This is a genomic window from Streptomyces sp. NPDC012825 (assembly GCF_042900925.1).
Classification (GTDB): domain Bacteria; phylum Actinomycetota; class Actinomycetes; order Streptomycetales; family Streptomycetaceae; genus Streptomyces.
Genome location: NZ_JBIBBZ010000002.1, coordinates 37,338 through 62,064 on the forward strand (window position 1 = coordinate 37,338; position 24,727 = coordinate 62,064).

Here is a 24,727-nt window from a genome sequence, read left to right on the forward strand (position 1 = left end):
ATTCCGGCCCCGTCCCCCCGAGGCGCGACCACCCTATCCCGGTCCGTCCGCCCTCACCTGTTCTCCGTGACCGAGATGCCGCGGGACCACCGCCCGGGAAAGTCCGTGAGAGTCCTGCTCGCCGAGGACCGGGGGGCCACGCGCGGGGCGCTGGCGCTGCTGCTCGGGATGGAGCCCGACATCCAGGTGGTCGCGCAGGTCGGGCGCGGGGACGAGGTCGTGGACGCGGCCCTGGCGGCACGGCCGGACGTGGCGCTGCTCGACGTCGAACTGCCGGGGCGCTCGGGGCTCGACGCGGCGGCGGACCTGCGGGACGAGGTGCCGGACTGCCGGGTCCTCGTCCTGACGACGGCCGGCCGGCCGGGCCGCCTGCGGCGGGCGATGGAGGCGGGGGCGGCCGGGTTCCTGGTGAAGGACGGGCCCGTGGAGGAGCCGGCCGAGGCGGTCCGGAAGGCCCTGCGGGGCGAGACGGTCGTCGACCCGGCGCTCGCGGCGGCGGCCCTCGACACGGACCCCGAACCCCCTGACGGCCCGTGAGCGGGTCGCCCCGGCGGCCTCGGTGGACGGTGCGACGACCGCGGACGTCGCGGCCGTCCCGCACCTCGCGGAGCCCGCGGTCCGCGACCATCCATCCTCCACGACCGGCACGAGCACCCGCTGCGGAAGGCGCGGGAGGGGCGATCTCCGCCGCCCGTCCCTAACCGACCAGGCGGCGGCGCCAGTCCAGGGGCGTGACGGTGACGGCCCGGCCGGGGTCGCCGTCCCACTCGGTGGGGAGGCCGGCCGCGGCGAGGGCGGCCACGACCTCGCGGCCGACGGCCGCGGTGGTCTCGGAGGAGCCGTCGAAGCCTCCGTAGAGGAGCATCAGTCCGTGGCCGGCCGCGGCGGAGTCCGTGCACTGGGTGTGGAAGTAGACGAAGCCGCGGGCGTCGGGCCCTCCTTCGCCGCCGATCTCGGACTGGCCGCAGGTGCGGCAGCAGGTGAAGTTCTCGCGGGCGGTGATGCCGGACTCCTCCAGGGCGGTGAACGCGCGGGTGAGCCGCTCGGGGTCGGTCTCGCCCCGCCAGGCGGCCTGCTCCTCGACCCGCTCCAGCCACAGCCGGTCGACCAGCGCCTGCGCCTGTGCCCGCGAGACGGGCCTGCGGTCCTCGGTGACCAGGTACCCCTCCGCGAGCTCGGCCAACCGGTCGCGGGAGGCGTAGCCGCCGGCCAGCACTTCGCGGACGCGCCTCTCCAGCTCCTCGCGCTCGTCCTCGCCGAGATCGAGCGGCGGCACCTCGGGGGCGGGGCCCATGTCCAGGGGCGACCAGGACAGGCCGTCGCCCCAGCCGGCCTCCTCGCGGGCCCAGCCGGTCAGCGCGGCGGCCACGCCCCCGGGGCCGTCGAGCATGACCTGGAAGTGCCGGTCGGCGGCGCCGTCGCGGTACTCCAGCGTGTAGTCGCCGCCGGTCTCGTGCCAGACCTGGGCGAAGACGTCGGGCAGGTCGGGTATCCGCTGGACCACCAGGAACCGGTCCTCGTCGCCGCCGACGCGCCGGACCAGCCCGGCCAGCCCCTCGGCGGACACGCGGACGTGCCGCTCCCCGTTCTCCGTCTTCACCACGATGTCGAGCATGCGCGGACTCTGACACACACCTCTGACAGTGGACCCTCTAGGGGTGCTCGGCGGCCCGGCGGCCGGACCTCGGCAGCCACAGCAGCATCAGGACGGTCGCGCCGAGGAGGATCGACGCGGAGACGCGGAAGGCGGCCGCGTAGCCGGAGGTCAGGGCGGCCGGGTCCGGGGTGCCGTGGACCGGGCCGGTGACGGCGGCGGCGACGGTGGAGAGGGTCGCGAGGCCGAGGGCGCCGCCCATGGTGCGGGAGGTGTTGACGAGGCCGGAGACGAGGCCGGCGTCGCCGGGGGCGGCGCTGGAGGTGGCGAGGGTGGCCAGCGGGGTGGTGGCCAGGCCGATGCCGCCCATCATGAGGATGCCGGGGCCCAGGATCGTCGTCAGGAAGGTGCCGTCGACGTCCATCGTGGACTGCCAGGCGAAGCCGGAGGCGGCGACGAGGGCGCCGGTGACGGCGAGGGTACGGGCGCCGAGGGCCGGCATCAGGCGGGGCGCGAGCTTGGAGCCCAGGACGACCGCGAGGGAGCTGGGGACGAGCGCGAGGCCGGCCTGGAGCGGGGTGTAGCCGAGGACGTTCTGCGCGTACACCGTCATGAAGAACCACATGCCGAAGGAGCTCGAACCGAACAGCAGGATCGCGGTGTTGGCCGCCGACACCGTGCGGGTGCGGAAGATCTTCAGCGGCATCAGCGGGGCCGCCGCGCGGGCCTCGACCAGGACGAACGAGCCGAGCAGGACGAGCGCGCCGAGGAGCGTGAGCAGGGTCTTCGGGTCGCCCCAGCCCGCCTCCTCGGTCTGGACGATGCCGTACGCGAGGGTGGCGAGACCGCCGGTGACCAGGACCGCGCCCGGCAGGTCGAGGCGGCGGCCGGTGCCGGGGCGGCTCTCGCGGAGCCAGAGGAGCGCGCCGGCGAGGACGAGGGCGCCGATGGGGACGTTGATCAGGAGCACCCAGCGCCAGGACAGCAGGTCCACGAGGAGTCCGCCGACGAAGCCGCCCGCCGCGCCGCCGGCCGCGCCGACCGCCGTCCAGGTGCCGATGGCCCGGGTCCTGGCGGGCCCGGGGGCGACCGCGCCGGTGACCAGGGTCAGGGTGGCGGGCGACAGGACGGCGACGCCGAGCCCCTGCACGGCCCGCCCGGCGACGAGCTGCCAGCCCTCCTGCGCGAGCCCGCCCGCGACGGACCCGATCGTGAACACCGCGAGCCCGAGCAGGAACATCGCCTTGCGCCCGTAGAGGTCGGCGGCCCGCCCGCCGAGCAGCATGAACCCCGCGAAGGCGATCGAGTACGCGTTGAGCACCCACTGCAGACCGAGCGCCGAGAGCCCGAGGTCGGCCCGCAGCGACGGCAGCGCCACGTTCACGACGGAGACGTCGAGCACGACGAGGAACTGCCCCGCGCAGGCGACCAGGACGACCGCCCAGGCACGGGGCACGGGCACGGGAGGGGCGGGGGACGTGCTGGTGACGGAGTCGGTCTGCGGCATGACGGTCATGGTCGCAGACGCCTTCAGCCCCGTACATACGGCTACGGTCGTACGCCTCGGGCCCCGGCCTCCGGACCCCGTCGCCCCCGGACACCCGGTCCCCCTTGTGACAGCATCGTCGCGGGGACCGGGCCGCACGCGGGAGGGAACATGGGCGCGAACTGGACGTCACTGCTGATCGCGATGGTCGGCGTGGCGGGAACGCTGGGAGCCGCGCTCCTGACACAGGTCCGCGCGGACCGCACCAAGCGCATGGAGCTCCAGGCCGCCGCCGACCAGCGGCGCGAGGACCGTGACCACGCCGAGGAGCTGCTCCGCGCGGAGCGGGCCCTCCAGAGACAGCGCGAGAGCCTGGAGCGCCGACGCGCCTGCTACATCAGGCTGAACACCGCCGCGCGCCAGTATCTGACGGAGATGACCAACCACCTCCACGCACTGGCGCGCGGCGAGGACGTCGCCGCGTCCCTGGAGAACCTGGAGGCGGCCAGACTGGCCTACCGGGAGAGCTACGCGGAATCCCAGATGATCGTCCCGGACGTGGTGTCGCGGTCCTCCAGCGCGGCCAAGAGGCGTTTGAACGCGGCCTACGGAAAGCTCCGGAAGTGCGCGGCGGACCCCACCGCGCACGCGGCCGAACTGCGGACGATGGAGGACGAACTCCACCAGGACGTCTGGCCCTACGTGGGGGCGACGAAGAAGGCGATGCGCGCCGACCTGGGCGTCGAGGACTGAGCACACCGCCCGTTGTCAGTGCCGCCTGGCCACGATCGCCAGAACCTGGAGATCCGGACGACGGAGAGCGCGAGCACGCCATGGGCACCTGGGACACCGGCCCCTTAGGCACCGACACCGCCGGCGACTTCTCCTACCGGGTGGACGGCGCCCCGGTGGAGAAGAGGGCGGAGGTGCCACGCGGCGCCTTCCGCGAGGTGACCGACACCGGCTGCGGGTACCAGGGCGCGGGCGTGACGGTGGAGGCGATCGCCTCGGCGGCCCTGCTCGCGGCGCAGCGCCCCGGCGGGAAGCCGGTCACCGCTTCGTACGACTACCGGCCATGGATCGCCCTGAAGCATCCTCTGAAGGAGAGGAAGGGGACAGGTCCACGGAGTGCGGAATGCTCCGTCACAGCCGAGCGCGATCGCGCGGAGCCGCCGTCCCCGGCTCCTTCGGGCAGGGCCCGTAGCGGTGCCGGTACTCCGTCGGCGTGAGGCCCGTCTCGCGGCGCATCAGGGTGCGGAGGTGGGCCGCCGTGCCCAGGCCGCTGCCCCGGGCGACCGCGTCGAGGCGGACCTCGCCCCGTTCGATCAACCGGCAGGCCAGGGCGACCCGTTCGCCCGTCAGCCACGCCAGCGGGGTCGTGCCCAGTTCCGCGCGGAAGCGGCGGTGCAGGGTCGCCGGGCTGACGGCGGCCCGGTCCGCCAGGTCCGCGACGGTCAGCGGCCGGTCGAGCCGCTCCTGCGCCCACGCGAGGACCGGCGCGAGCGACGCGTCCGGGACGTCCGGTACGGGGCGCTCCACGAACTGCTTCTGCCCGCCGTCCCGGTGGGCCGCGAAGACCAGGCGCCGGCTGACCGCGTTCGCGGTCTCCGCCCCGTGGTCGCGCCGCACGACGTGCAGCCCGAGGTCGAGCGCCGCCGAACTCCCCGCCGCCGTCAGGATGTCGCCGTCGTCCACGAACAGCACGTCCTCCTCGAACCGCACCGCCGGGAACCGCCGCCGGAAGGAGTCCGCCCACTGCCAGTGCGCCGTGGCCCGCCGCCCGTCCAGCACCCCCGCCTCCGCGAGCGTGAAGGCCCCGCTGCAGAACCCGACCAGCCGGGCCCCGCGCGCGTGCGCCCGCCGTACCGCGTCGAGCACGTCCGGGCGGCGCGGCATCTCCACGTCGGGCCGGTTCGGCACGATCACCGTGTCCGCGCCGTCCGCCGCCTCCAGACCGGCGACGCCGGTGAGGGTGAAGAAGCCGTCCCGCATGAGGGTGTCCGGATCCGGCGAGCAGAGCCGGAAGTCGTACAGCAGCTCCCGGCCCTCCCCCAGCTCCGGCCTGCGCAGCCCGAAGACCTCCGTGGCGCAGCCGAGCTCGAAGGGGTTGGAGTGCGCGTCGACGATCACGACGACCCGGTGGAGCGGTGTGGCCGGACGCGGTTGCGAGGATCCTTGCGGCATGTGCGATTCCTAGCACTCGCGCCGGATCGGCACCACGGCCGAGGATCGGTCCATGCGCAACGAACCCCTCTCCCTCGCCACCGCCCTCGCCTCCTTCGACGACCTCTGGAGCCCCCGCATCGCGGCCCGCGTCAACGACTACGACGTCCGCGTCACGAAGGTCCGGGGCGAGCACGTCTGGCACGTCCACGACGACACCGACGAGTTCTTCCTCGTCCTCGACGGCGAGCTGTACATCGCCCTGCGCGAGCCCGCCGGCGAGCGTACGGTCCGCCTCCCCCGCGGCTCCGTCTTCACCGTCCCGCGCGGCACCGAGCACCGCCCGTCCTCCCCCGACGGCGCCTCGATCCTCCTGTTCGAGCCCACGGGCACGTCCACGGTCGGTGACCGCCACGACGAGGTCCCGTCCCACGTCGACGCGACGACGGGCCACGTGCTGGACCTCTGAGGCCGGGCGCCTTTCAGTGGGACGCGCGCCGCCGGCGCCCGACCGCGAGCACGACGCTCGTGACGGTCGCGGCGACGGCGGTCCCGCCGAGGACCAGGAGCCCCGGGTTCACCCACCACGGGACGATCTCCATTCCCCGGCACACCAGGCTCACCGGGAGCGCGCTGCTGTGGTCCGGGTAGACCTTCGTCCCCGCCTTGAAGTAGCAGGCGTCCTCGGGGAAGAGGAACGGCAGGTACGAGAGGCCGTAGAGGTGCAGCGCGCCGCCCGCGAGGTACGCGAACGCGGCGATCCAGGCGGCCTTCCTGGCGGCGGTACGAGGAGGGCGGGGCAACTCGGGCCGGGGCAGTTCGTCGCCCCTGCGGGCCCGGACGAGGCCCGCGTACGTGATCCCCGCCCAGGTGGGTAGCGCCAGGGCGAGGATCACCATTCCCATGAGGGTCGCCACGGTCAGCGGCCGAGACGCCCCTCGGCGGCGGCGCTCACGAAAACCGCGAAGGCGGCCGGGGCGGCGAGGAAGGCGGGGCCTTCGGGGTTCTTGGAGTCCCGGACGGCTACGTGGGCGGTGAGGTCGGCGACCTCGATGCACTGCCCGCCGTTGTCCGCACTGTACGAGGACTTACGCCAGTGGGCGCCCGTCAGGTTCTGGTTGGTTGCCATAGTGCTCCTCCATGACGCGGGCGATCAGTTGAGCCGATTCCTCTACGGAGAGGGCAGCCGCTCGCAGGTGATCGTAACGGAGGAACCCCTCCCTGACGGCGGACGGATTGGCGGTCATGTGCCCCTGAACGAAGTCCTCGGTGTAGACGATGTCCGGGTCGTCGTCGAAGCGTAGAAGGTTGAAGGAGCCATGCGCGCCCGCATGCGCGCCGGCCTTGAACGGAAGGATCTGAATCTTCACCCACTCCCGTTCCTGCATACGCAAGAGGTGGGCGAGTTGGGCTCGCATGACCTCCTTTCCGCCAACCTTCTGCCGGAGGACCGCCTCGGTCATCACCACCCAACACAACGGCGGCGTTTCACGTTCCAGCACTCGCTGTCGCTCGATGCGAGCGGCGACCTTGGCGTCCAGGTCCTCCCCCTCCGACAAGGCCCTCAGTACCTCCCGCGCGTACTCCGGCGTCTGGAGCAGGCCGTCCACCACGCCCGCCTGGAAGGAGTAGATGTACGTCGCCCGCGCCTCCAGGTCCGCGTACGGCTGGAACCACGTCGGCAACTGGCTCCTCAGCACCAGCCCCACCAGCCTCGTGAACGTCCCGCCCGTGATCAACGCGGCGTCGAGTTGTTCCGAGAACCGCCGCGTCGGGACCTTCTTCGCCGTCTCTATCTGGCCGATCAGCGAGCCCGTGCAGTAGACGACGTCACCGAGCTGCGACTGGTTCAGTCCGGCCGCCTCCCTCAGACGGCGTAATTCCGCCCCGTAATAGTCCAGCGGCGAGGCGCTGGGATCGAGGTTGCGGATGTTGACCACGGCGAGGTCACCCCCCAGATCGACGCATCAAGGCGTTGTGTTCGGGCCGTAGCCGAGCGTAACGAAACGGGACCATCCTGGGGGCATGAATCAGGCAACAGACCTCTACCCTGCGGAACTTGCGACGAGTTACCGGATGGGCTTCACCGTGGGTGAGCACTCGGCCGGCCACATGCGCCGCATCCTGCACATGTTCCTCACGCGGTGGGAACTCGTCCGATTGTCCGACTCCGCGGCCCTCGCGCTCACCGAGCTGGTCGCGAACGTCGTCCGGCACGTGCCGGGCCGCAGGTGTTCCGTGCTGATCCTGCGGGAGCCGCACGGGCTGCGGGTGGAGGTGGCGGACGGGGTGCCCGGGACCGTGGTCGCGAAGGCGGGCGGGGAGCTGGACGAGGGCGGGCGGGGGCTCGTCCTGGTGGAGGCCGTGACGGACCGGTGGGGGGTCGAGGAGCGGGCCGGCGGGAAGACGGTGTGGTTCGAGTGCGACGCGTAGGGCACGATGGGCGCCCGTACCGCCGTACCCGTCAGTAGGAGCCACCATGTCCGAGCCCAGCCCCGAGATCCTTGCCGCCTTCGAGGCCGCGAAGGGCTTCATGCCCGCCGGGGAGGGGCTCGCGCTGTACGGGGCGGCCGCCGAGGCCGCGAAGCTGGGGCTGCCGCTCCTGGAGGTCGGGACGTACTGCGGGCGGTCCACGATCCTGCTCGCGGACGCGGCCCGGCGGGCGGGGACGGTCGCGGTCACCGTGGACCACCACCGGGGCAGCGAGGAACAGCAGCCGGGGTGGGAGTACCACGACCCGACCGTGGTCGACCCCGAGGTGGGGGTCATGGACACCCTGCCGACCTTCCGGCGGACCCTGCGCAAGGCGGGTCTGGAGGAGTACGTGATCGCGGTCGTCGGGCGGTCGCCGCAGGTGGCGAAGGTGTGGGCCGGGCAGCTCGGCCTCGTGTTCGTCGACGGCGGGCACACCGACGAGCACGCCGTGAACGACTACGAGGGCTGGGCCCCCAAGGTCGCCCCCGGCGGTCTGCTGGTCATCCACGACGTCTTCCCGGACCCGGCGGACGGCGGCCAGGCCCCGTACCGGATCTACCTCCGCGCCCTGGAGTCGGGCGACTTCGAGGAGGTCTCGGCCACCGACTCGCTGCGGGTGCTGCGCCGCCGCTGAGGCGGGAACGGGCCGACGGCCGCCCCCTCGTGAGAGAAGGGCGGCCACCGGGCGGGGCTCCGCGTCTCAGAACCCCGACGTCACGTACAGGCAGTTCGTGTAGCTGTAGCCCGATTCGATCTTCGCCTTGCTCGTCTTGGTGTCCCCGGCCGCCGACGTGCCGGTGCCGGCCCGCTTCTGGAGGAAGTGGTAGTTGCCGGCGGGCAGTTGCAGGGTCGCCTTCGGGTACTTGGAGGCCGGGCCGGTGCACGCCTTGATCTTCTTCGGGTCCAGGAAGACCGAGCTCGGGTACTTGGTGCAGGTCGCGCACGCGTTCAGCGTGATCTTCCCGGTCGTCGGGCCCGTGTAGAGCAGGTCGACCGCGCCGGGGCCGTCGTTGCTCACCACCATGACCATCCGGGCCCCGCCGGGGGCCTTCGCCGGGGGCAGGCTCTTGCCGGCCTCGGGCTCCTCGTCCGCTATCTCGGCGGCGATGGCGATCGAGCGCGCGTGCGCGGCCTTCGAGCTGGTCGGGTGGTCCTTGGCGAACCGCGTCATGGTCGTGACCGCGTCGCCGAAGTCCTTGTTCCTGAACTGCGAGGTTCCGCAGGCGAATTCGCCCTTCTCGACGGTCGCCACGGCCTCCCGCGCGGCGCCCAGGAAGACGGCGTCCGTCAGGGAGTCCAGGGAGGTGCGGATCGCCCGCACCTCCAGGACGGTGTCACAAGGGGTGGCACCTCCGTCGAGGGCGGCGGACCGCTTTTTGATCGCCTCCCGGACGGCCGGTTCGACGCGGGTCGCCTGGGCCGACTTCGGGAAGGTGTCGAGGAGCGCGTTCAGGCTCGTCTCGGCGGGCGGGTCGGCCGCCTGCACACCGAGCGCGGCCGTCCCGCACGCGTAGAGCGACTCGGCCAGCGGCTCGTCCGTCTTCGCCGGCCGGGAGCCGAGGAGTTCCTTGTCGAACGTGCCGGACAGGTCCCGCAGGTGCGTGAGCGGCGCGACCGCCTTGCAGTAGTCCTTCTTCGCGTACGGGGTGGAGAGCTGCGCGTAGTACGCGTCGAGGCGCGCGGGGACCAGCTTCCCGGCCCGCGACCCGGCGTGTTCCGTGCCGAGGTCCTGGTAGGTGTCGAGCGCCCTGCGGTAGGTCGGCTCGGCGCGGTCGAAGAGGAGGCCCTCGCCGGACTCGACGAGTTCGTCGGCTTCGGCGAGGCGTGCGAGCAGGGCCTCCTCCTTCGCCTCGTCGCGGGCCGCCCCGTACGCGAGGGAGCCCCCGGCGGGCACGGCGAGCAGCACCAGGGCGAGCGGCAGCGCCAGGCGCCGGAGACCGGCGCCGATCCGGAGGGTGGCGCGCAGCCCGCGCCGGAAGCCGTCGGCCGCGGCGGCGAGCAGGACGACCCCGTACCCGACGAGGACGCCCACGGGGACGCCGTCGACGTCGGCGGGGAGCGCGACCACGAGCAGGGCGATCGTGGCGAGCCAGCAGAGCGCGGCGCCGACCCAGTGACGCAGGAGCACGTACCCCAGGCCGAGGCCGGAGAGGTTGAGCAGGCCGATCGCGGCGGCCTGCACCGGGTTCGCGGGGCCGGACGGCCGCGCGGGCGGCGGGGTGCCGGGGCCGGGCGGGGGGCCGTAGCCGGGAGGTCCGTACCCGGGGGGTCCGTACCCCGGGGGTCCGTACCCCGGCGGGGGTCCGTAGCCGGGCGCGGTCGGGGGGCCGGGCTGCGGGAAGCCGTATCCGGGCGCGCCGGCGCCGGCGCCCGGGGGCACGGGACCGGAGGGCGCCGGGCCGGAGGGCTCTCCGGAGGCTTGGCCGGGACCCTGGCCTTGGCCGGGAGCCTGCCCGGGACCCTGGTCTTGGCCGTGAGCCTGTCCGTACGGCTGCCCGTGACTTTGGCCGGGAACCTGTCCGGACGGCTGCCCGGAAGCCTGCCCGTACGGCTGTCCGGCGCCTTGCCCGTGGGCCTGCCCAGCCGCCTGTCCGGGCACTTCCGGTGGCGGCCCGAAGGCGAGCGTGGGTGTGGCGGGCGGCCGGGCCGGGGCCGCCGGTGCCGTCGGGGCCGCCGCCGGACGTACCGGCGCCCAGGGCGGTGCCTCCGGTGCCGGACCCACGCGCGGGTCGGGAGCCGACGGCCCCCGCCCACCCTGATTCTGGTTCGGAACGTCCTCGCCCGGGATTCTGTCCACCGGCTCGGGACGTGCGTCGTTCGGTTCTTCCCCCACCACGGTCCCCCTCGTGGGTCCATGCGCGGTGGCACCCCACCGTCGCCTCTTGCTGGATACCCTTCACCGTCTCCGCACACGCGTCCACCGCTCTTCCCGGGCGGTGACCAACCTGCGACGCACCCCTGCGGGATTTCGCCTTCCGCAAGGCCTAAAGTCGCGGGGTGCCGAACGACCGCCGCAAGACCGCCCGCCGCCCCCTCGCCCTCCTCCTCGCCGCCGCGGGCTGCTGCGCCGCGCTCGCCGGGTGCGGGGCCGCCCCGGACCCGGGCGCCCCGCCGTCGGACAAGGCCCCGGGCTCCCGGGGGCCGTCCGCGAGTCGTACCGCCCCCTCCACCCCCGCTCCCGCCTCCACCGCACCGGAGAACCGTTCCCTCGCCGGGCGGACCGTCGTCGTCGACCCCGGTCACAACCCCGGCAATTTCCAGCATTCCAAGGAAATCAACCAGAAGGTGAACATCGGGACGAACCACAAGGAGTGCGACACCACGGGCACGTCGACCGAAGCCGGTTACGCCGAGGCCTCCTTCACCCTCGACGTCTCCCACCGGCTGCGGGACCTCCTCGTCGCGCGGGGGGCGGAGGTGGTGCTCACCCACGATGCCGACCGCCCCTGGGGCCCCTGCGTCGACGAGCGGGCCCGGATCGGCAACGCGGCCCGCCCCGACGCCGTCGTCTCCGTCCACGCGGACGGTTCGGCCGTCGGCAACCGCGGTTTCCACGTGATCCTCCCCGCACGCGTGCGGGAGGGCGCCGCCGACACCGCGAAGATCGTCGGCCCCTCCCGCGAGCTGGGCGAACGGATCGCGGACCGGTTCGCCCGCGCCACCGGCACCGCACCCTCCAACTACCTCGGCGGGGGTACGGGGTTGGACGTACGGGACGATCTCGGCGGGCTCAATCTCTCAACCGTCCCCAAGGTCTTCGTCGAATGCGGCAATATGCGTGATCCGAAGGACGCGAAGCTGCTCACCTCGGCGGCGTGGCGGCAGAAGGCGGCCCAGGGGATCGCGGAGGGCATCGCCACCTACCTCGAGGGGTAGAACCGGCGGGCGATAGATTCTCCGTACGATGGGGCCACCCCCCTGCCACGAACTCGAGCGCCACTCCGACGCGACGGCCACCGACGCGACGACGACCCGACGAAGGACTTCTCACGTGAATATCCGCTCCCTCACCCGAGGCGATGGCGTGCTGATCGGCGCAGCGGTGGTGCTGTTCATCGCCTCGTTCCTGGACTACATCTCCTACAAGGGCCTCGCGATCGACGCCCCGAACGCCTGGGACTCGCTGGGGAACGCCATCGGCGTCTACCTGGTGGGAGTGATCGGCGCGGCCCTGGTCGTCCTGAACCGCGCGCTGCCCCAGCCCCGCAAGGTCCTCGGGCTCGACCTCGGCCAGGTCGGGGTCGCGGCGACGCTCTTCACCGCGTGGTCCCTCTTCTGGACCGTCCTCGACCTCGGTGAGGTCGACGCCGGCGCCGGCCTGATCCTCGGCCTGATCGCCGCGCTCGTCCTCGCCGCCGCCGCGGTCGCCGGTCCGCTGGTCCCCGCCCTCAAGGCCCCGCTCGTCGGCGCCCCCAAGCCGCAGACCCCGCAGCCGTACGGCATGCAGCCGGGCCGGCCCGGCCCGCAGGGCGTCCCCGGCGGCTACGGCTACCCGGGCGCGCAGCAGCAGCCGTACGGGGGCGCGCACGACGCCTCGCAGGGCGCCGGCCACCCGTTCGGCCCGCAGGGCGGCGCCACCCCGCAGCCGCAGCCGCAGGCCGCCGAGCGGCCCGAGCCGCAGCAGCAGGCCCCGGCGCAGCCCGCCTCGGACTTCGCCCCGTTCTGGTTCGCGGTCCCGATCGCCCGTCCGCTGTACGCGGAGGACGGCGGTCAGGCCCCCATCGCCGAGCTGGCGCCCGGCACCTGGTACCTGGCGGTCGACCAGCGCGGTCAGGCCCTGGTGGCGCAGACGCAGGACGGGCGCCGCGGCGTCCTCCAGGACACCACCGGCATTCAGCGCGGCTGAGTCCCGCACACGACGAAGGCCCCCGTCCGAACGGGGGCCTTCGGTGTTCCCGGGGTTCAGCCGCCGAGCTGGGACGTGCTGGGAACCTGGTCCCTGACCTCCGCGCCGGCGCTCTTCCCCGCCTCCTTGACGCTGTTGATCATGTTCTCGAAGGCGCCGACGTCCCCCTCGCCGACCTCGCCCTTGCGGAACTTGGTGCCGAGGTCCTTGAGCGAGTCGATGCCGGCGGTGAGCGGCGCGACCGCCTTCGAGAGCAGCGGGTCGCCCTTGGCGTTGTTCGCCGCCGCCTTGAGCCGGTTGTACGTGAACGCGCCCGCGAGACCGGCCTTCACCAGGGCGAAGGTGCGTCCGTCCGCGCCCTTCTTGAACTTGCCCGCGCGGTACGGCTTCACGATCCACTGGTACGTGGCGCCCGCGGCGAGACCGGCGTTGGCGACGAACCGGGTCTTGGCCAGTTTCTGCCGCTCGGCGCTGCCCGACGGGGACGGTGCCGCCGACGGGTTCGCGGAGGCGCTCGCGCTCCGCGCGCCGTCGTCGTCGCCGCAGGCGGCGGTGGTCAGGAGCAGGGCGCAGCACAGCGGCAGCGCCACGGCTCCGCGCGAAAGGGTTCCGGGCACGGCGGGGACCTCCCTGGGGACTGTGGCGCCAGCCTCGCCCCGGGGCCGTACGGGCGCCACCGGGGCGACCCGTACGGGTACCCGGTCCCTCAGTGCGTGAGGTCCCCGCAGCAGTCCGGTTCGAGGCCGGCCGGGAGGCGTTCGCCGCCGAAGACGGCGACCGTGGCCTCCTCGCCGCCGAGCGCGGCCACCGCGAGCAGCAGGGACCCGGCGGTCCAGCTCGTCTGCTCCTCGGGCCACATGGCCTTGTCGGCCTCCGTGGCGCCCTCGAAGACGTACCCCGTCCAGTACATGCCGTTCGCGGCCCGCAGGTGCTGGATGTCCTGGAGGATCGTGAGGGCCCGGTCGGACTCCCCCACCGCCCAGAGGGCGAGGGCGAGTTCGCAGCTCTCGCCGCCGGTGACCCACGGGTTGGGGACCACGCAGCGCACGCCGAGTCCGGGCACGACGAACACGTCCCAGGACGCGGCGATCCGGGCCCTCGCCTCCTCGCCGGTGACCGCGCCGCCGAGGACCGGGTAGTACCAGTCCATCGAGTAGCGGGACTTGTCGAGGAAGCGCTCGGGGTGGCGGCGGATCGCGTGGCCGAGGGCCCCGGCCGCCAGCTCCCAGTCCGGCTGCGGCTCCTCGCGGGCCTCGGCAACGGCGAGGGCGCAGCGCAGGGCCTGGTGGATCGAGGAGCTGCCGGTGAGGAGGGCGTCGGCGACGGGCTCGCCGGACGGCTCGCGCTTCCAGCCGATCTGGCCGCCGGGCTGCTGGAGCCCGAGGACGAACTCCACGGCGGCGTAGACGACGGGCCACATCCGGTCGAGGAAGGCGTCGTCACCGGTGGACAGGTGGTGGTGCCAGACGCCGACCGCCACGTACGCGGTGAAGTTGGACTCCCGGCTGCGGTCGGTGACCCGCTCCGGGTCGCCGTCGTGGTAGGCCGCGTACCAGGAGCCGTCGGCGTTCTGGTGGCGGGCGAGCCACTCGTAGGCGCGGGCGGCGGCGGCGTGCTCTCCGGCCGCGTCCAGGGCCATCGCGGCCTCGACGTGGTCCCAGGGGTCGAGGTGGTGGCCCCGGAACCAGGGGATCGCGCCGTCCTCGCGCTGGACGGCGAGTATCCCGGCGACGGTCTCGGCGGCCTGCTCGGCGGTGAGCACGCCGGGCAGGACGAGGTGCTCGGCGATCCGCTCGGGGCTCGTCACTCGGCATCGGCCTTCGGAAGGTGCGGCTTGGTCGCGTACGCCACGAAGCTCTTGCCGACGACCGGGTTGAGGAGCTGCTCGGCGACCCGGGTCAGGGCGGGCTTCTTCATGATGTCCCAGACCAGGAGCTTGTGGTACGCCCGGACCGGGAGCGCCTTGTCGTTGTCGACGCCGAAAGCGCACTTGAGCCACCAGTACGGCGAGTGCAGCGCGTGCGCGTGGTGGGTGCCGTACGGCCTGAGGCCGGCCTGCCGGATCCTGCCGAGGAGCTCGTCGGCCTTGTAGATGCGGATGTGGCCGCCCTCGACCTCGTGGTACTCGTCGGAGAGCGCCCAGCAGACCTTCTCGGGGCCGTAGCGCGGGACGGTGATCGCGATCCGGCCGCCGGGCTTGAGGACGCGGACCATCTCGGCGAGGACGCCCTTGTCGTCCGGGATGTGCTCCATGACCTCGGAGATGATGACGACGTCGAAGGACTCGTCGGGGAAGGGCAGGTTGAGGGCGTCGCCCTCCATCGCGGTCGCGGTGGCGCCGGCGGGGGCCTCCCCGGCCTCCTCCATGGCCGCGAACCACTTGGCGACCTCGCGGATCTCCTCGGCGTTCCGGTCGAGGGCCACGACCCGGGCCCCGCGCCGGTAGCACTCGAAGGCGTGCCGGCCCGCACCGCAGCCCAGATCGAGCACGCGGTCGCCGGGGGCGAGCGGGAAGCGGGTGAAGTCGACGGTCAGCACGAGGGCCTGCCTTCGCGGTCGGGACGGGGGCGGTGCGGGTGGGGGCGGTGCGGGTCGCGCACGGGCGCGTGTGCGTACGGGGTGGTCACCGGCGGACGTCCGGGGCGGCGGCGCCCCGGCGGGCGATCGCCTCCCGGTAGAGCTCGGCGGTGCCCTGGGCCGCGCGGGCCCAGGTGAAGCGGTCGAGGACCCGTTCCCGTCCGGCGGCGCCGAGCCGGGCGCGCAGCTCCGGATCGCCGAGGACCCGGCCGAGGGCGGTGGCGAGCGCGCCCGCGTCGCCGGGCGGCACGGCGAGGCAGGTCTCGCCGTCGGGGCCCGCGACCTCGGGGATCGCGCCGCCGGTGGTGGCGACGAGCGGGGTGCCGGTGGCCATGGCCTCGGCGGCGGGCAGCGAGAACCCCTCGTACAGCGAGGGCACGCAGGAGACCTGGGCGGAGCGGACGAGGTCGACGAGCTCGGCGTCGCTGATGCCCTTGACGAACTCGACGGCGCCTTCGAGGCCGTACCGCTCGATGGCCCGGGCGACCGGGCCGTCCTCGGCGCGCCTGCCGACGACGACGAGGTGCGCGTCGGGGTTCTCGGTGCGGAGCTTGGCGAGCGCCTCGACCAGGTGGACCAGGCCCTTGAGGGGGACGTCGGCGCTGGAGGTGGTGACGATCCGGCCGGGGACCTCGGCGACCGAGGGGTCCGGGGACCAGAGGTCGGTGTCGGCGCCGATGTGGACGACCCGGATGCGGTCCTCCCGTACGCCGAGGTGCTCGACGATCTCCCGGCGGGAGGTGCCGGAGACGGTGAGCACGGACGGCAGGCGGCGGGCGACCCGCTTCTGCATGCCGGTGAAGCCGTACCAGCGGCGGACCGAGAAGCGGCGCTTCCAGCCGTCGGCGGCGTCGAGTTCGAGCTGCCGGTCGACGGTGATGGGGTGGTGGATCGTGGTGACCAGGGGCGCGCCGAGCGCGCGCGGGCCGCCGAGGAGTCCGTACCCGAGGGTCTGGTTGTCGTGGACGACGTCGAAGTCGCCGCGGCGGGCGGCGAGCATGCGGCGGGCCCGCAGGGAGAAGGTGAGCGGCTCGGGGAAGCCGCCGGTCCACATGGTGGCGACTTCGAGGGCGTCGATCCAGTCGCGGTACTCGTCGCGCTTCGGGGTCCGGAAGGGGTCCGGGGAGCGGTAGAGGTCGAGGCTGGCGATCTCGGTGAGCGGCACGCCCTCGTCGAGCGTCGGGTACGGCTGGGAGCCGATGACCTCGACGGTGTGGCCGAGGCGGGCGAGCTCGCGGGAGAGGTGCCGGACGTAGACGCCCTGGCCTCCGCAGAAGGGGTTCCCCTTGTACGTGAGGAGAGCGATCCGCAACGGACCGTTGCCGGGGTCGGTGACACCCCGGGGGCCTGCCTCTACGGCCTCGGCGGTCATGCGCGGCCCCCTTCGAGCGTGCGTTTCGCCGGAGCGTAACCGCTGGCGTTAATCTAGAACAAGTTACAGACTCGGCCGTCGCCCGGTCGTCCGGGAGGAAAGAATCTACCGGCAGGTAGCGGCGCGGTGAGATCCGGAGCGGGTGATTCGCGCCACGGCGCCGCCACCGCCATACTGTCGCTCCCCACCGCACGGAACGGGACCCCATGACCGCAGAGAACAGAGCGGAGCACGGCACGGCCGTACCCCTCACGGAGCGCCAGGAGGAGCGGCGGCGGCGCATCCTGGACGCCAGCACGCGGCTCGCGTCGCGGGGCGGGTTCGACGCCGTGCAGATGCGGGAGGTGGCCGAGGAGGCGGGCGTGGCGCTGGGCACGCTGTACCGCTACTTCCCGTCGAAGATCCACCTGCTCGTCGCGGTGATGCAGGACCAGCTCCGGCACCTGCACACCACGCTGCGCAGGCGGCCCCCGGCGGGCGCGGACCCGGCGGAGCGGGTCGCGGAGACCCTGATGCGGGCCTTCCGGGCGCTCCAGCGGGAGCCGCAGCTGGCCGACGCGATGGTGCGGGCGCTGATCTTCGCGGACCGGGGGGCGAGCGCCGAGGTGGACGAGGTCTCGCGGCTGACGACCGCGATCGTCCTGGACGCGATGGGGACCGGGCACCCGACGCCGGAACAGCGCTCGGCGGTCCGGGTGATCGAGCACACCTGGCACTCGGCGCTGATCACATGGCTGTCGGGGCGGTCCTCGATCGCGCAGGTGAAGATCGACATCGAGACGGTGTGCCGGCTGATCGGGGCGACGGCGCCCACCGCGTGACCGCCGCTACCTCTGTTACGGCTGCTGTCCGTCGGCCCCGCCGGCGGACAGGGCGGATCGCAGGGGGAGCGGGATGCGGTCGCGGATCTCGTCGGTGCAGGCCTTGTCGGCGGCCGACACGCTGATCAGTCCCGTCTCGAAGCCCTGGAACTCCGCCGACAGGGTCCAGCCGCGCTTCGTGAAGTACTTGTGGGCGATCTGGACCGTCCCGTTCCCGTCCCTGCGCTCGGGCACCTCGAAGGACGGCTGCCAGCCGCGTTCGCGCAGTTCGCCGAGCACCGCCTCGTACCGTTCGAGGCCGACCTTCTCGTCCTCCGTCCCGTAACCGCGGTAACCAGCCTCGCAGCGGGCCGCGGTCATCTCCGCCACGTCCGGATCGTTGGCCGGGGCCCCCGCGTCCGCGGCCGACGCCTCGATGTCGGCCTGGGCCGAGGCCTTCGTGACCGGGCCGGTGTCCTCGGCCCGGGGCGTCGCCGAGGAGGCGGCGGACGTCCCGTCCCGCTTCTCCGCGTCGTCCGTCCCGCCGTCGCCCGTGCCGCAGCCCGCGGCGCCGAGCAGCACGGCCACGACCACGGCCGCCCGGACCGCCGTCCCCTTGCGCACGTTCTTCCCCACCCTTGTCTCCCGCCCCTGTCGATCGCCGCCGGACGGTGATCGTCCGGCGGTGCCGGAGGAGTCCGGCACAGGGCCGGACGTGTCCGCCCGCCCGTTTCCGGGGGCCGGTGCGAGGCCGCTCACACCCTCCGTGAACAGCGGGTACGGGCCGGTAGAGTGAACGGGTCGTCATCATGCCCGTACGGGGGGAAACCGGTGGAAATCCGGTGCTGACCCTTCCCCAAGCTCTCGGCTGCGCTCGAGCAGGGGATGCCCCAAGCCGTCAACCATCTTGGGGTGGTGAGCCGGAATGCCCCGGACGGGACGTGACCGCCGGCACCGTCGAGGAATACGGAGCCGGAGCCGGTGCCCCGAGGCGTGCCGTGCCCGGCCGCAGGAGAGGGCCCCATGAACACCGTCCGCCGCGCCGCCGCCGCGCTCGCCGCCACCGTCGCCGTACTCGGCGCAGGAGCAGCCGGGCAGGCCTTCGCCGCGCCCTCCCCGACCCCCTCCACCGGGAAGCTCCCGGCCGGCCTGTACGGCACGAAGGACCCGACGTACGACGGCGTCTGGCGCCAGTCGCTCTCCTTCCTCGCCCAGCGCGCCACCGGCTACCAGCCCTCCGACCGGGCCGTGGAGTGGCTCCTCGGCCAGCAGTGCGAGGACGGCTCCTTCGCCTCCTACCGCGCGGACGCCGCGAAGCCCTGCGACGCGAAGACGATGCGCGACACCAACGCCACCGCCGCCGCCGTCCAGGCGCTCGCCGCCGTACGCCGCCAGAGCGCCGCCCCCGAGAAGGCCGATCAGGCCGTCAAGGACGGCACCGGCTGGCTGAGGACCGTGCAGAACAAGGACGGCGGCTGGGGCTACGGCGTCGGCGGCGCGAGCGACGCCAACTCCACCTCCGTCGTCGTCGGCGCGCTCGCCGCGACCGGCACGCGCCCCACCACGTTCACCTCCGCCGGGGGCCGCACCCCCTACGACGCGCTCCTCTCCTTCGCCCTGCCCTGCACGGACGAGGAGGGCCCCGGCGCCTTCGCGTACCAGCCCGACAAGACCGGGAAGCTGCTCGCCAACGCCGACGCGACCGCCGCCGCCACCCTCGCCGGGCTCGGCAAGAGCATGGTCGCCACCAAGGCCTCCCCCGAGCAGGCGCCCGCCTGCGCCGACCTGCCGAAGCCGACCGCCGAGCGGGCCGCCCTCAACGGCGCCTCCCACCTGGCGAAGGCCCTCGCGAAGACCCACCACCTCGTCCAGCCGCCGATGCCGGGCGCCGCCGACACGACCGAGCAGCCCGACTTCGGCAACACCGCCGACGCCGTCGTCGCGCTCTCCGCCGCCGGCGCCTCCAAGGAGGCCATGCCCGCCCTGGAATGGCTGGAGAAGAACTCCGCCGCCTGGGCGAAGGAGAACGGCCCGGCCGCCTACGCCCAGCTGATCCTGGCCGCCCGCGCGACGGAGACCGACCCGCGCGAGTTCGGCCCGGTCGACCTGGTCGAGCAGCTCAACGCCGCCGGGCCCGCGCCCAAGAGCCCCGACACCTCCGCCTCCTCCACCACCGGCGACGACGAGGACTCCGGCTTCGACCTCTGGTGGATCATCGGCATCGGCACGGTCGTCGGCGTCGGCATCGGCTTCCTCCTGAGCGGCCGCAAGAAGTGACCCCCGCCGCCGTCAGGACCCCCACGGCCAGGACCACCGCCAGGGTCGCGGGCGCCGCGGCCGGGGCGCTGCTGACCCTCGCCGGGGTCGCGGCCGCCCCGGCGCACGCCGCCGGCTACCGCTACTGGTCGTACTGGGAGAGCGACGGCGGCAGACCCTGGGCGTACGCCACGCAGGGTCCGGCGACCGCCCGGCCCGCCGACGGCGACGCGGTCGGCTTCCGCTTCGCGGTCAGCCAGGAGGCCGACGACACCGCCCGACCCACCGCCGCCCCGGACTTCACCCGGATCTGCGGGGACGTGGCGGCGAAGGACGGCACGAAGCGGATCGCGGTCGTCGTCGACTTCGGCGGCCCGGCCGACGCCCCGCCCGGCGAGACCCCGCCCGCGCGGCGGACCACGACCGGCTGTGCGCAGGTCCGGCCCGACGCGACCGGCGCGGAGGCGCTCGCCGCCGTGGCGAAGCCGCTGCGGTACGACAGCGCGGCCATGCTGTGCGGGATCGCCGGCTATCCGGCGCGGGGCTGCGGCGAGGCGGTGGGCGAGGAGCCGACGGCCGCCCCCAGCCGTGTGGAGAAGCCGAAGGCCGACGGCGGTGGCGGTCCGTCCGTCGGCGTGCTCGTCGGCGGGGCGGCCGTCCTGGCGCTCGGCGGGGCCGCGATGGCGAAGGCCCGCCGTCGCGGATGAGCACCGCCCCCGCTCGCGGCGCGCTCCGGAGCGCGCTCACGGCTCCCGCTCGCGGCGCCCTCCGCGCCGTGCTCACGGCTCCCGTGGCGACCCGGGCCAACGCCCTGCACGCGGGCGCGTGGTGGCTGTGGGCGCTCGGCCTGGCCGTCGCCGCCTCCCGCACCACCAACCCGCTCCTGCTCGGCCTGGTCGTCGGCGTCGCCGGCTACGTCGTCGCGGCCCGCCGCACGGACGCGCCCTGGGCCCGCTCGTACGGCGCGTTCGTGAAGCTGGGCCTGCTCGTGGTGGCCCTCCGCGTCCTCTTCTCCCTCCTCCTCGGCTCCCCGATCCCGGGCACGCACCTCCTCTTCACGCTGCCCGAGGTGCCGCTGCCCGACTGGGCGCAGGGGGTGCGGATCGGGGGCCGGGTGACGGCCGAGCAGCTGCTCTTCTCGGTGTACGACGGCGCGAAGCTGGCGACCCTGTTGATCTGCGTGGGCGCGGCGAACGCGCTCGCCAACCCGGCGCGGCTGCTCAAGTCGCTGCCGGGAGCCCTCTACGAGGCGGGGGTCGCCGTCATCGTGGCGATGACCTTCGCGCCGAACATGGTCGCCGACGTGGTCCGGCTGCGGACCGCCCGCCGGCTGCGGGGCCGTCCCACGGGCGGGGTCCGGGCGGTCCTCCAGATCGGCCTGCCGGTCCTGGAAGGAGCCCTGGAACGCTCGATCGCGGTGGCGGCGTCGATGGACGCGCGGGGGTACGGGCGCACGGCCCACGTCCCGGCGTCCGTGCGCCGCACCACGAACGTCCTGACCCTCGGCGGGCTCCTCGGCATCTGCGCGGGCTCGTACGGGCTGCTCGCGGCGGAGGGCGCGGGCTACGGGCTCCCGCTGCTCGGCGCCGGGCTCCTCGCCGCCGTGGCCGGGCTCCGGCTCGGCGGGCGCCGGACCGTGCGGACCCGGTACCGGCCCGACCGCTGGGGCGCCCGGTCCTGGCTGGTGGCCGGGTCCGGGGCGGCGGTCGCGGTCCTGATGATCCGGGCGAACGCGTACGCCCCGGAGGCGCTGCACCCCGGGGTCGTCCCCCTGGCGGCCCCGGAGCTGCCGCTGCTGCCCGCGCTGTCGGTCCTGGTGGGCCTCGTCCCCGCGTTCGTGGCCCCCGTACCCGAGGAGAACCCGTGATCCGCTTCGAGAACGTCTCGGTGAGGTACGAGGAGGACGCCGAGCCCACGCTCCGGAACCTCGACCTCACCGTCCCGGAAGGGGAACTGGTCCTCCTGGTGGGCCCCTCGGGCACGGGCAAGTCGACCCTCCTCAACGCGGTCTCCGGCCTGGTCCCGCACTTCACGGGCGGCACGCTGACGGGCCGGGTGACGGTCGACGGCCGGGACACCCGGACGCATCCGCCGCGCGAACTGGCGGACGTGGTGGGCACGGTGGGGCAGGACCCGTCGACCCACTTCGTCACCGACACGGTCGAGGACGAGCTCGCGTACGGGATGGAGTCCCTGGGGCTCGCGCCCGGCGTCATGCGGCGCCGGGTCGAGGAGACCCTCGACCTCCTCGGCCTCGCCGAACTCCGCGACCGCCCGATCGCGACGCTCTCCGGCGGGCAGCGCCAGCGGGTCGCGATCGGCTCCGTCCTCACCCCGCACCCCAAGGTCCTCGTCCTCGACGAGCCGACCTCCGCGCTCGACCCGTCGGCGGCGGAGGACGTCCTCGCGGTCCTCCAGCGCCTGGTCCACGACCTCGGCACGACGGTCCTCCTCGCGGAACACCGCCTCGAACGCGTCGTCCAGTACGCCGACCAGGTCCTCCTCCTCCCCGAGGCGGTCATGGGCCCCCCGTCCGCCGTCATGTCCCGCTCCCCGATCCACCCCCCGGTGGTCTCCCTGGGCCGCCTGGCGGGCTGGACGCCGCTGCCGTTGACGGTGCGGGACGCGAGGAGGAGGGCGGGGGAGCTGAAGGGGCGGCTGGAGCCGTTGATCGGGACGGGGATCTCTGCGGCTGTCCCTGCGGGGCCTCTCCCCCACCCCTCCCCCCACGCCCTCGGGCGTGGGGGGAGGGGTGGGGGCTTCTCCCTCTTCCCGCGGCGCCGGCACCAGCCGCGGCCGCAAGACAGGCCGCACCCCACCCCCCTCGTCCTCACCGACTCCCTCCACGTCCGCCGCGCCCGCGTAGAGGCCCTCCGCAAGATCGACCTCCGGGTCGACCCCGGCGAGACCGTCGCCCTCATGGGGCGGAACGGCGCCGGCAAGTCGACCCTCCTGGCCGCCCTCGTCGGCATGATCGCCCCCACCTCCGGCACCGTCCGGATCGCGGGCCGGGCCCCGCACGCCACCGACCCGCGCGAGCTGATCCGCCGGGTCGGTCTGGTGCCGCAGGAGCCGAGGGACCTGCTGTACGCGGACACCGTCGCCGCCGAGTGCGCGGCGGCCGACGCGGACGCGGGCGCGGCGGACGGGACCTGCCGGGCCCTGGTGTCCGAGCTGCTGCCGGGCGTCGCGGACGACACGCACCCCCGGGACCTGTCCGAGGGCCAGCGCCTCGCCCTCGCCCTGGCCGTCGTCCTGACCGGCCGCCCGCCGCTGCTCCTCCTGGACGAGCCGACCCGGGGCCTGGACTACGCGGCCAAGGCCCGCCTGGTCGAGCACCTGCGCGCCCTCGCGGCGGACGGGCACGCGATCGTGCTCGCCACGCACGACGTGGAGCTGGCCGCCGAGCTGGCCCACCGGGTGGTGATCGTCGCGGACGGCGAGGTGGTCGCGGACGGCCCGACGGCCGAGGTCGTGGTCTCCTCGCCCGCGTTCTCGCCGCAGGTGGCCAAGATCCTGGCCCCCCAGCCGTGGCTCACGGTCGAGCAGGTGGAGCGGGCCCTGGAGGAGGCGCGGTGAGCGCCCTCCGCCTCGGCCCCCGCTCGATCGCCGCCCTCGCCCTCGTCTCCCTGATCGGGATCGCCGCCTTCTGCTGGCCCCTGTTCGCGGACGCCGGTTCGGCGGTGACGTCACACGCCGGTGACGCTCCGTGGCTCTTCGCGGCCCTGCTGCCGCTGCTCGTCGCGGTCGTGGTGGCGACCATCGCGGACTCCGGCATGGACGCGAAGGCGGTCGCGATGCTGGGAGTGCTCGCCGCCGTGGGCGCGGCGCTGCGCCCGCTGGGGGCGGGGACGGCCGGCCTGGAGCCGATGTTCTTCCTGATGGTGCTGAGCGGCCGGGTCCTGGGCCCGGGCTTCGGCTTCGTCCTCGGCGCGGTGACGATGTTCGCGTCCGCGCTGCTCACGGGCGGTGTGGGCCCCTGGATGCCGTTCCAGATGCTGTCGATGGGCTGGTTCACGATGGGGGCGGGGCTGCTGCCGGGGCAGCGGACGCTGCGGGGCCGGGGCGAGCTCCTGATGCTCTCCGCGTACGGCTTCGCGGCGGCGTTCGCGTACGGCACGGTCATGAACCTCCAGGGCTGGGTCCTGCTCCAGGGCCTGAGCAGCGGGATCTCCTTCCAGCCGGGCGCCCCGCTCCACGAGAACCTGGTCCGCTTCCTCGCCTACGTCACCGCCACCTCCCTCGGCTGGGACCTCGGCCGGGCCGCGCTCACCGTCGTCCTCACGCTCACGGTCGGCGGCACGCTCCTGAGGGCGCTGCGGCGGGCGACGCGACGGGCGAACTTCGAGGCCCAGGTCACATTCGAGGGCCCGGAAGAGGCTCTCGCGAGTGAGCCGCCCCACAGGACCCAGGTCACGTACGAACCGGAATAGTAGGGGTACGCACCCGCCCGAAGTCCCGCATTCACCCCCACGGCCTGCGAAAACACCCCACCCTCCGCCCCCGGGACGTTCCTCCCGGGTCCGAACCTTCCTCGTACAGGGGGTCGTTGCATCGCCGTTCCGGCCCTGCTTCTCTGGTGGACGTCGCCAGGCAGCCGGTGCTCGTCGCAGCGCCTCAGGCAGGCCGGTCCCCCAGTTTCCGGGTCTCCCGGACCCTGGTTCCGGCTTGCCGAAAACGCCCGGCGCGACCTCTGTCCCCGAAGTTAGGTAGAAACCTTGATCCGCTCGCTCACCACTCGTGTCGCCGCCCGCAAGAAGACCTTCGCCGCCTCCGCAGCCGTGCTGCTGGGCGCGTCGGGCGCGGTGCTCGGCACGACGGGCTCGGCCTCGGCCGCCAGCCCGCAGGATGTCGCGCGACAGATCGTTCCCGCCTCGCAGTACGCGTCCTTCAGCAAGATCGTGGCCCACGAGTCCGGCTGGAACCACAAGGCCACCAACTCCTCCAGCGGTGCCTACGGCCTGGTCCAGGCCCTCCCGGCCTCGAAGATGTCCTCGGCCGGCTCCGACTGGAAGACGAACCCCGCCACCCAGATCAAGTGGGGTCTCAACTACATGAACGAGCGCTACGGCTCCCCGAACGCCGCCTGGGCGTTCTGGCAGGCCCACGGCTGGTACTAAGAAGTACCGGCCCCGGCACCGCACAGCGCACACGCAAG

26 protein-coding genes and 1 pseudogene are annotated in these 24,727 nt (G+C 73.9%); 15 read left to right on the forward strand and 12 right to left on the reverse strand.

Annotated features, from left to right (window positions below; genetic code table 11):
* Positions 1-75: 75 nt before the first annotated feature.
* A pseudogene (locus ACFY7E_RS05700) lies at positions 76-658 on the forward strand (response regulator); the annotation flags it as partial.
* Between the two features lie 39 nt (positions 659-697).
* Here ACFY7E_RS05700 and ACFY7E_RS05705 read toward each other — a convergent pair.
* Both ACFY7E_RS05705 and ACFY7E_RS05710 read right to left on the reverse strand, forming a co-directional pair.
* Positions 698-1,615: a DUF6891 domain-containing protein gene (locus tag ACFY7E_RS05705; protein WP_389481168.1), complete on the reverse strand. Its 918-nt coding sequence runs from the start codon at positions 1,613-1,615 to the stop codon at positions 698-700.
* Between the two features lie 37 nt (positions 1,616-1,652).
* Positions 1,653-3,110, reverse strand: a complete 1,458-nt coding sequence (locus tag ACFY7E_RS05710) for an MFS transporter (RefSeq protein WP_389481171.1) — start codon at positions 3,108-3,110, stop codon at positions 1,653-1,655.
* Between the two features lie 141 nt (positions 3,111-3,251).
* On the opposite strand from ACFY7E_RS05710, the gene ACFY7E_RS05715 reads away from it, so the two are divergent.
* Both ACFY7E_RS05715 and ACFY7E_RS05720 read left to right on the forward strand, forming a co-directional pair.
* Positions 3,252-3,833 carry a hypothetical protein gene (locus ACFY7E_RS05715; RefSeq protein ID WP_389481173.1) on the forward strand — a complete coding sequence of 194 codons (582 nt, stop codon included), beginning with the start codon at positions 3,252-3,254 and terminating at the stop codon, positions 3,831-3,833.
* Between the two features lie 80 nt (positions 3,834-3,913).
* Positions 3,914-4,309 carry a DUF4259 domain-containing protein gene (locus ACFY7E_RS05720; RefSeq protein WP_389481175.1) on the forward strand — a complete coding sequence of 132 codons (396 nt, stop codon included), beginning with the start codon at positions 3,914-3,916 and terminating at the stop codon, positions 4,307-4,309.
* Here ACFY7E_RS05720 and ACFY7E_RS05725 read toward each other — a convergent pair.
* Complete coding sequence (locus ACFY7E_RS05725; RefSeq protein ID WP_389481177.1) at positions 4,224-5,264, reverse strand: GlxA family transcriptional regulator; 1,041 nt, start codon at positions 5,262-5,264, stop codon at positions 4,224-4,226. The genes ACFY7E_RS05720 and ACFY7E_RS05725 overlap by 86 nt on opposite strands.
* 52 nt (positions 5,265-5,316) lie before the next feature.
* Here ACFY7E_RS05725 and ACFY7E_RS05730 point away from each other — a divergent pair, with 52 nt between their 5' ends.
* A complete protein-coding gene (locus tag ACFY7E_RS05730) occupies positions 5,317-5,712 on the forward strand; it encodes a cupin domain-containing protein (protein ID WP_389481180.1) in 396 nt (131 codons plus the stop codon).
* A gap of 13 nt (positions 5,713-5,725) precedes the next feature.
* On the opposite strand, the gene ACFY7E_RS05735 is transcribed toward ACFY7E_RS05730, so the two are convergent.
* From ACFY7E_RS05735 to ACFY7E_RS05745, 3 genes are read right to left on the reverse strand one after another with little or no spacing between them, the layout of a single operon-like run.
* The gene (locus ACFY7E_RS05735) at positions 5,726-6,148 is read right to left on the reverse strand and encodes a hypothetical protein (protein ID WP_389481182.1); all 423 of its coding nucleotides are present in this window, start codon (positions 6,146-6,148) and stop codon (positions 5,726-5,728) included.
* A gap of 14 nt (positions 6,149-6,162) precedes the next feature.
* Positions 6,163-6,372 carry a DUF397 domain-containing protein gene (locus tag ACFY7E_RS05740; RefSeq protein ID WP_389481184.1) on the reverse strand — a complete coding sequence of 70 codons (210 nt, stop codon included), beginning with the start codon at positions 6,370-6,372 and terminating at the stop codon, positions 6,163-6,165.
* Positions 6,332-7,183, reverse strand: a complete 852-nt coding sequence (locus ACFY7E_RS05745; RefSeq protein WP_389481185.1) for a Scr1 family TA system antitoxin-like transcriptional regulator — start codon at positions 7,181-7,183, stop codon at positions 6,332-6,334. Before ACFY7E_RS05745 ends, ACFY7E_RS05740 begins: the two co-directional genes overlap by 41 nt.
* An 85-nt stretch (positions 7,184-7,268) precedes the next feature.
* Between ACFY7E_RS05745 and ACFY7E_RS05750 the strand changes: the two genes are divergently transcribed.
* Together ACFY7E_RS05750 and ACFY7E_RS05755 are read left to right on the forward strand one after the other, a co-directional pair.
* Entirely contained in the window at positions 7,269-7,676 is a 408-nt protein-coding gene (locus ACFY7E_RS05750; protein ID WP_389481187.1) for an ATP-binding protein, read from the forward strand.
* Positions 7,677-7,722: 46 nt separating this feature from the next.
* The gene (locus tag ACFY7E_RS05755) at positions 7,723-8,352 is read left to right on the forward strand and encodes a class I SAM-dependent methyltransferase (RefSeq protein ID WP_389481189.1); all 630 of its coding nucleotides are present in this window, start codon (positions 7,723-7,725) and stop codon (positions 8,350-8,352) included.
* Between the two features lie 66 nt (positions 8,353-8,418).
* Here the strand turns inward: ACFY7E_RS05755 and ACFY7E_RS05760 are convergent, their stop codons facing one another.
* A complete protein-coding gene (locus tag ACFY7E_RS05760) occupies positions 8,419-10,098 on the reverse strand; it encodes a hypothetical protein (protein WP_389481191.1) in 1,680 nt (559 codons plus the stop codon).
* A 617-nt stretch (positions 10,099-10,715) separates the two neighbouring features.
* Here ACFY7E_RS05760 and ACFY7E_RS05765 point away from each other — a divergent pair.
* Together ACFY7E_RS05765 and ACFY7E_RS05770 are read left to right on the forward strand one after the other, a co-directional pair.
* A complete protein-coding gene (locus tag ACFY7E_RS05765; RefSeq protein ID WP_389481193.1) occupies positions 10,716-11,594 on the forward strand; it encodes an N-acetylmuramoyl-L-alanine amidase in 879 nt (292 codons plus the stop codon).
* A gap of 115 nt (positions 11,595-11,709) precedes the next feature.
* The gene (locus tag ACFY7E_RS05770; RefSeq protein WP_389481196.1) at positions 11,710-12,564 is read left to right on the forward strand and encodes a hypothetical protein; all 855 of its coding nucleotides are present in this window, start codon (positions 11,710-11,712) and stop codon (positions 12,562-12,564) included.
* A 56-nt stretch (positions 12,565-12,620) separates the two neighbouring features.
* Here the strand turns inward: ACFY7E_RS05770 and ACFY7E_RS05775 are convergent, their stop codons facing one another.
* The 4 genes from ACFY7E_RS05775 to ACFY7E_RS05790 all read right to left on the reverse strand — a co-directional run bounded on the left by ACFY7E_RS05775 (position 12,621) and on the right by ACFY7E_RS05790 (position 16,513).
* On the reverse strand, positions 12,621-13,181 hold the full coding sequence (locus tag ACFY7E_RS05775; RefSeq protein ID WP_389481198.1) for a hypothetical protein: 561 nt from the start codon (positions 13,179-13,181) through the stop codon (positions 12,621-12,623).
* Between the two features lie 89 nt (positions 13,182-13,270).
* Positions 13,271-14,371 carry a prenyltransferase gene (locus tag ACFY7E_RS05780; RefSeq protein WP_389481200.1) on the reverse strand — a complete coding sequence of 367 codons (1,101 nt, stop codon included), beginning with the start codon at positions 14,369-14,371 and terminating at the stop codon, positions 13,271-13,273.
* Positions 14,368-15,102, reverse strand: coding sequence for a class I SAM-dependent methyltransferase (locus ACFY7E_RS05785; RefSeq protein WP_389481202.1), 735 nt, complete (start codon positions 15,100-15,102; stop codon positions 14,368-14,370). The genes ACFY7E_RS05780 and ACFY7E_RS05785 overlap by 4 nt, the downstream gene beginning before the upstream one ends.
* Before the next feature lie 85 nt (positions 15,103-15,187).
* Positions 15,188-16,513, reverse strand: a complete 1,326-nt coding sequence (locus ACFY7E_RS05790) for a glycosyltransferase family 4 protein (protein WP_389481204.1) — start codon at positions 16,511-16,513, stop codon at positions 15,188-15,190.
* A gap of 206 nt (positions 16,514-16,719) precedes the next feature.
* On the opposite strand from ACFY7E_RS05790, the gene ACFY7E_RS05795 reads away from it, so the two are divergent.
* Positions 16,720-17,334: a TetR family transcriptional regulator gene (locus ACFY7E_RS05795; RefSeq protein WP_389481206.1), complete on the forward strand. Its 615-nt coding sequence runs from the start codon at positions 16,720-16,722 to the stop codon at positions 17,332-17,334.
* A gap of 15 nt (positions 17,335-17,349) precedes the next feature.
* Here ACFY7E_RS05795 and ACFY7E_RS05800 read toward each other — a convergent pair whose 3' ends face one another.
* Positions 17,350-17,949, reverse strand: a complete 600-nt coding sequence (locus ACFY7E_RS05800) for a hypothetical protein (protein WP_389481208.1) — start codon at positions 17,947-17,949, stop codon at positions 17,350-17,352.
* 387 nt (positions 17,950-18,336) lie between these two features.
* On the opposite strand from ACFY7E_RS05800, the gene ACFY7E_RS05805 reads away from it, so the two are divergent.
* The 6 genes from ACFY7E_RS05805 to ACFY7E_RS05830 all read left to right on the forward strand — a co-directional run bounded on the left by ACFY7E_RS05805 (position 18,337) and on the right by ACFY7E_RS05830 (position 24,689).
* Positions 18,337-19,590, forward strand: a complete 1,254-nt coding sequence (locus ACFY7E_RS05805) for a prenyltransferase/squalene oxidase repeat-containing protein (RefSeq protein WP_389481211.1) — start codon at positions 18,337-18,339, stop codon at positions 19,588-19,590.
* Positions 19,587-20,276: an SCO2322 family protein gene (locus ACFY7E_RS05810; RefSeq protein ID WP_389481213.1), complete on the forward strand. Its 690-nt coding sequence runs from the start codon at positions 19,587-19,589 to the stop codon at positions 20,274-20,276. Before ACFY7E_RS05805 ends, ACFY7E_RS05810 begins: the two co-directional genes overlap by 4 nt.
* On the forward strand, positions 20,273-21,436 hold the full coding sequence (locus ACFY7E_RS05815; RefSeq protein ID WP_389481215.1) for an energy-coupling factor transporter transmembrane component T: 1,164 nt from the start codon (positions 20,273-20,275) through the stop codon (positions 21,434-21,436). The genes ACFY7E_RS05810 and ACFY7E_RS05815 overlap by 4 nt, the downstream gene beginning before the upstream one ends.
* Positions 21,433-23,148: an ABC transporter ATP-binding protein gene (locus tag ACFY7E_RS05820; RefSeq protein WP_389481218.1), complete on the forward strand. Its 1,716-nt coding sequence runs from the start codon at positions 21,433-21,435 to the stop codon at positions 23,146-23,148. Before ACFY7E_RS05815 ends, ACFY7E_RS05820 begins: the two co-directional genes overlap by 4 nt.
* Positions 23,145-24,002 carry an ECF transporter S component gene (locus tag ACFY7E_RS05825; RefSeq protein WP_389481220.1) on the forward strand — a complete coding sequence of 286 codons (858 nt, stop codon included), beginning with the start codon at positions 23,145-23,147 and terminating at the stop codon, positions 24,000-24,002. The genes ACFY7E_RS05820 and ACFY7E_RS05825 overlap by 4 nt, the downstream gene beginning before the upstream one ends.
* Before the next feature lie 285 nt (positions 24,003-24,287).
* On the forward strand, positions 24,288-24,689 hold the full coding sequence (locus ACFY7E_RS05830; protein ID WP_383445508.1) for a transglycosylase SLT domain-containing protein: 402 nt from the start codon (positions 24,288-24,290) through the stop codon (positions 24,687-24,689).
* The last annotated feature ends 38 nt before the right edge of the window (positions 24,690-24,727 follow it).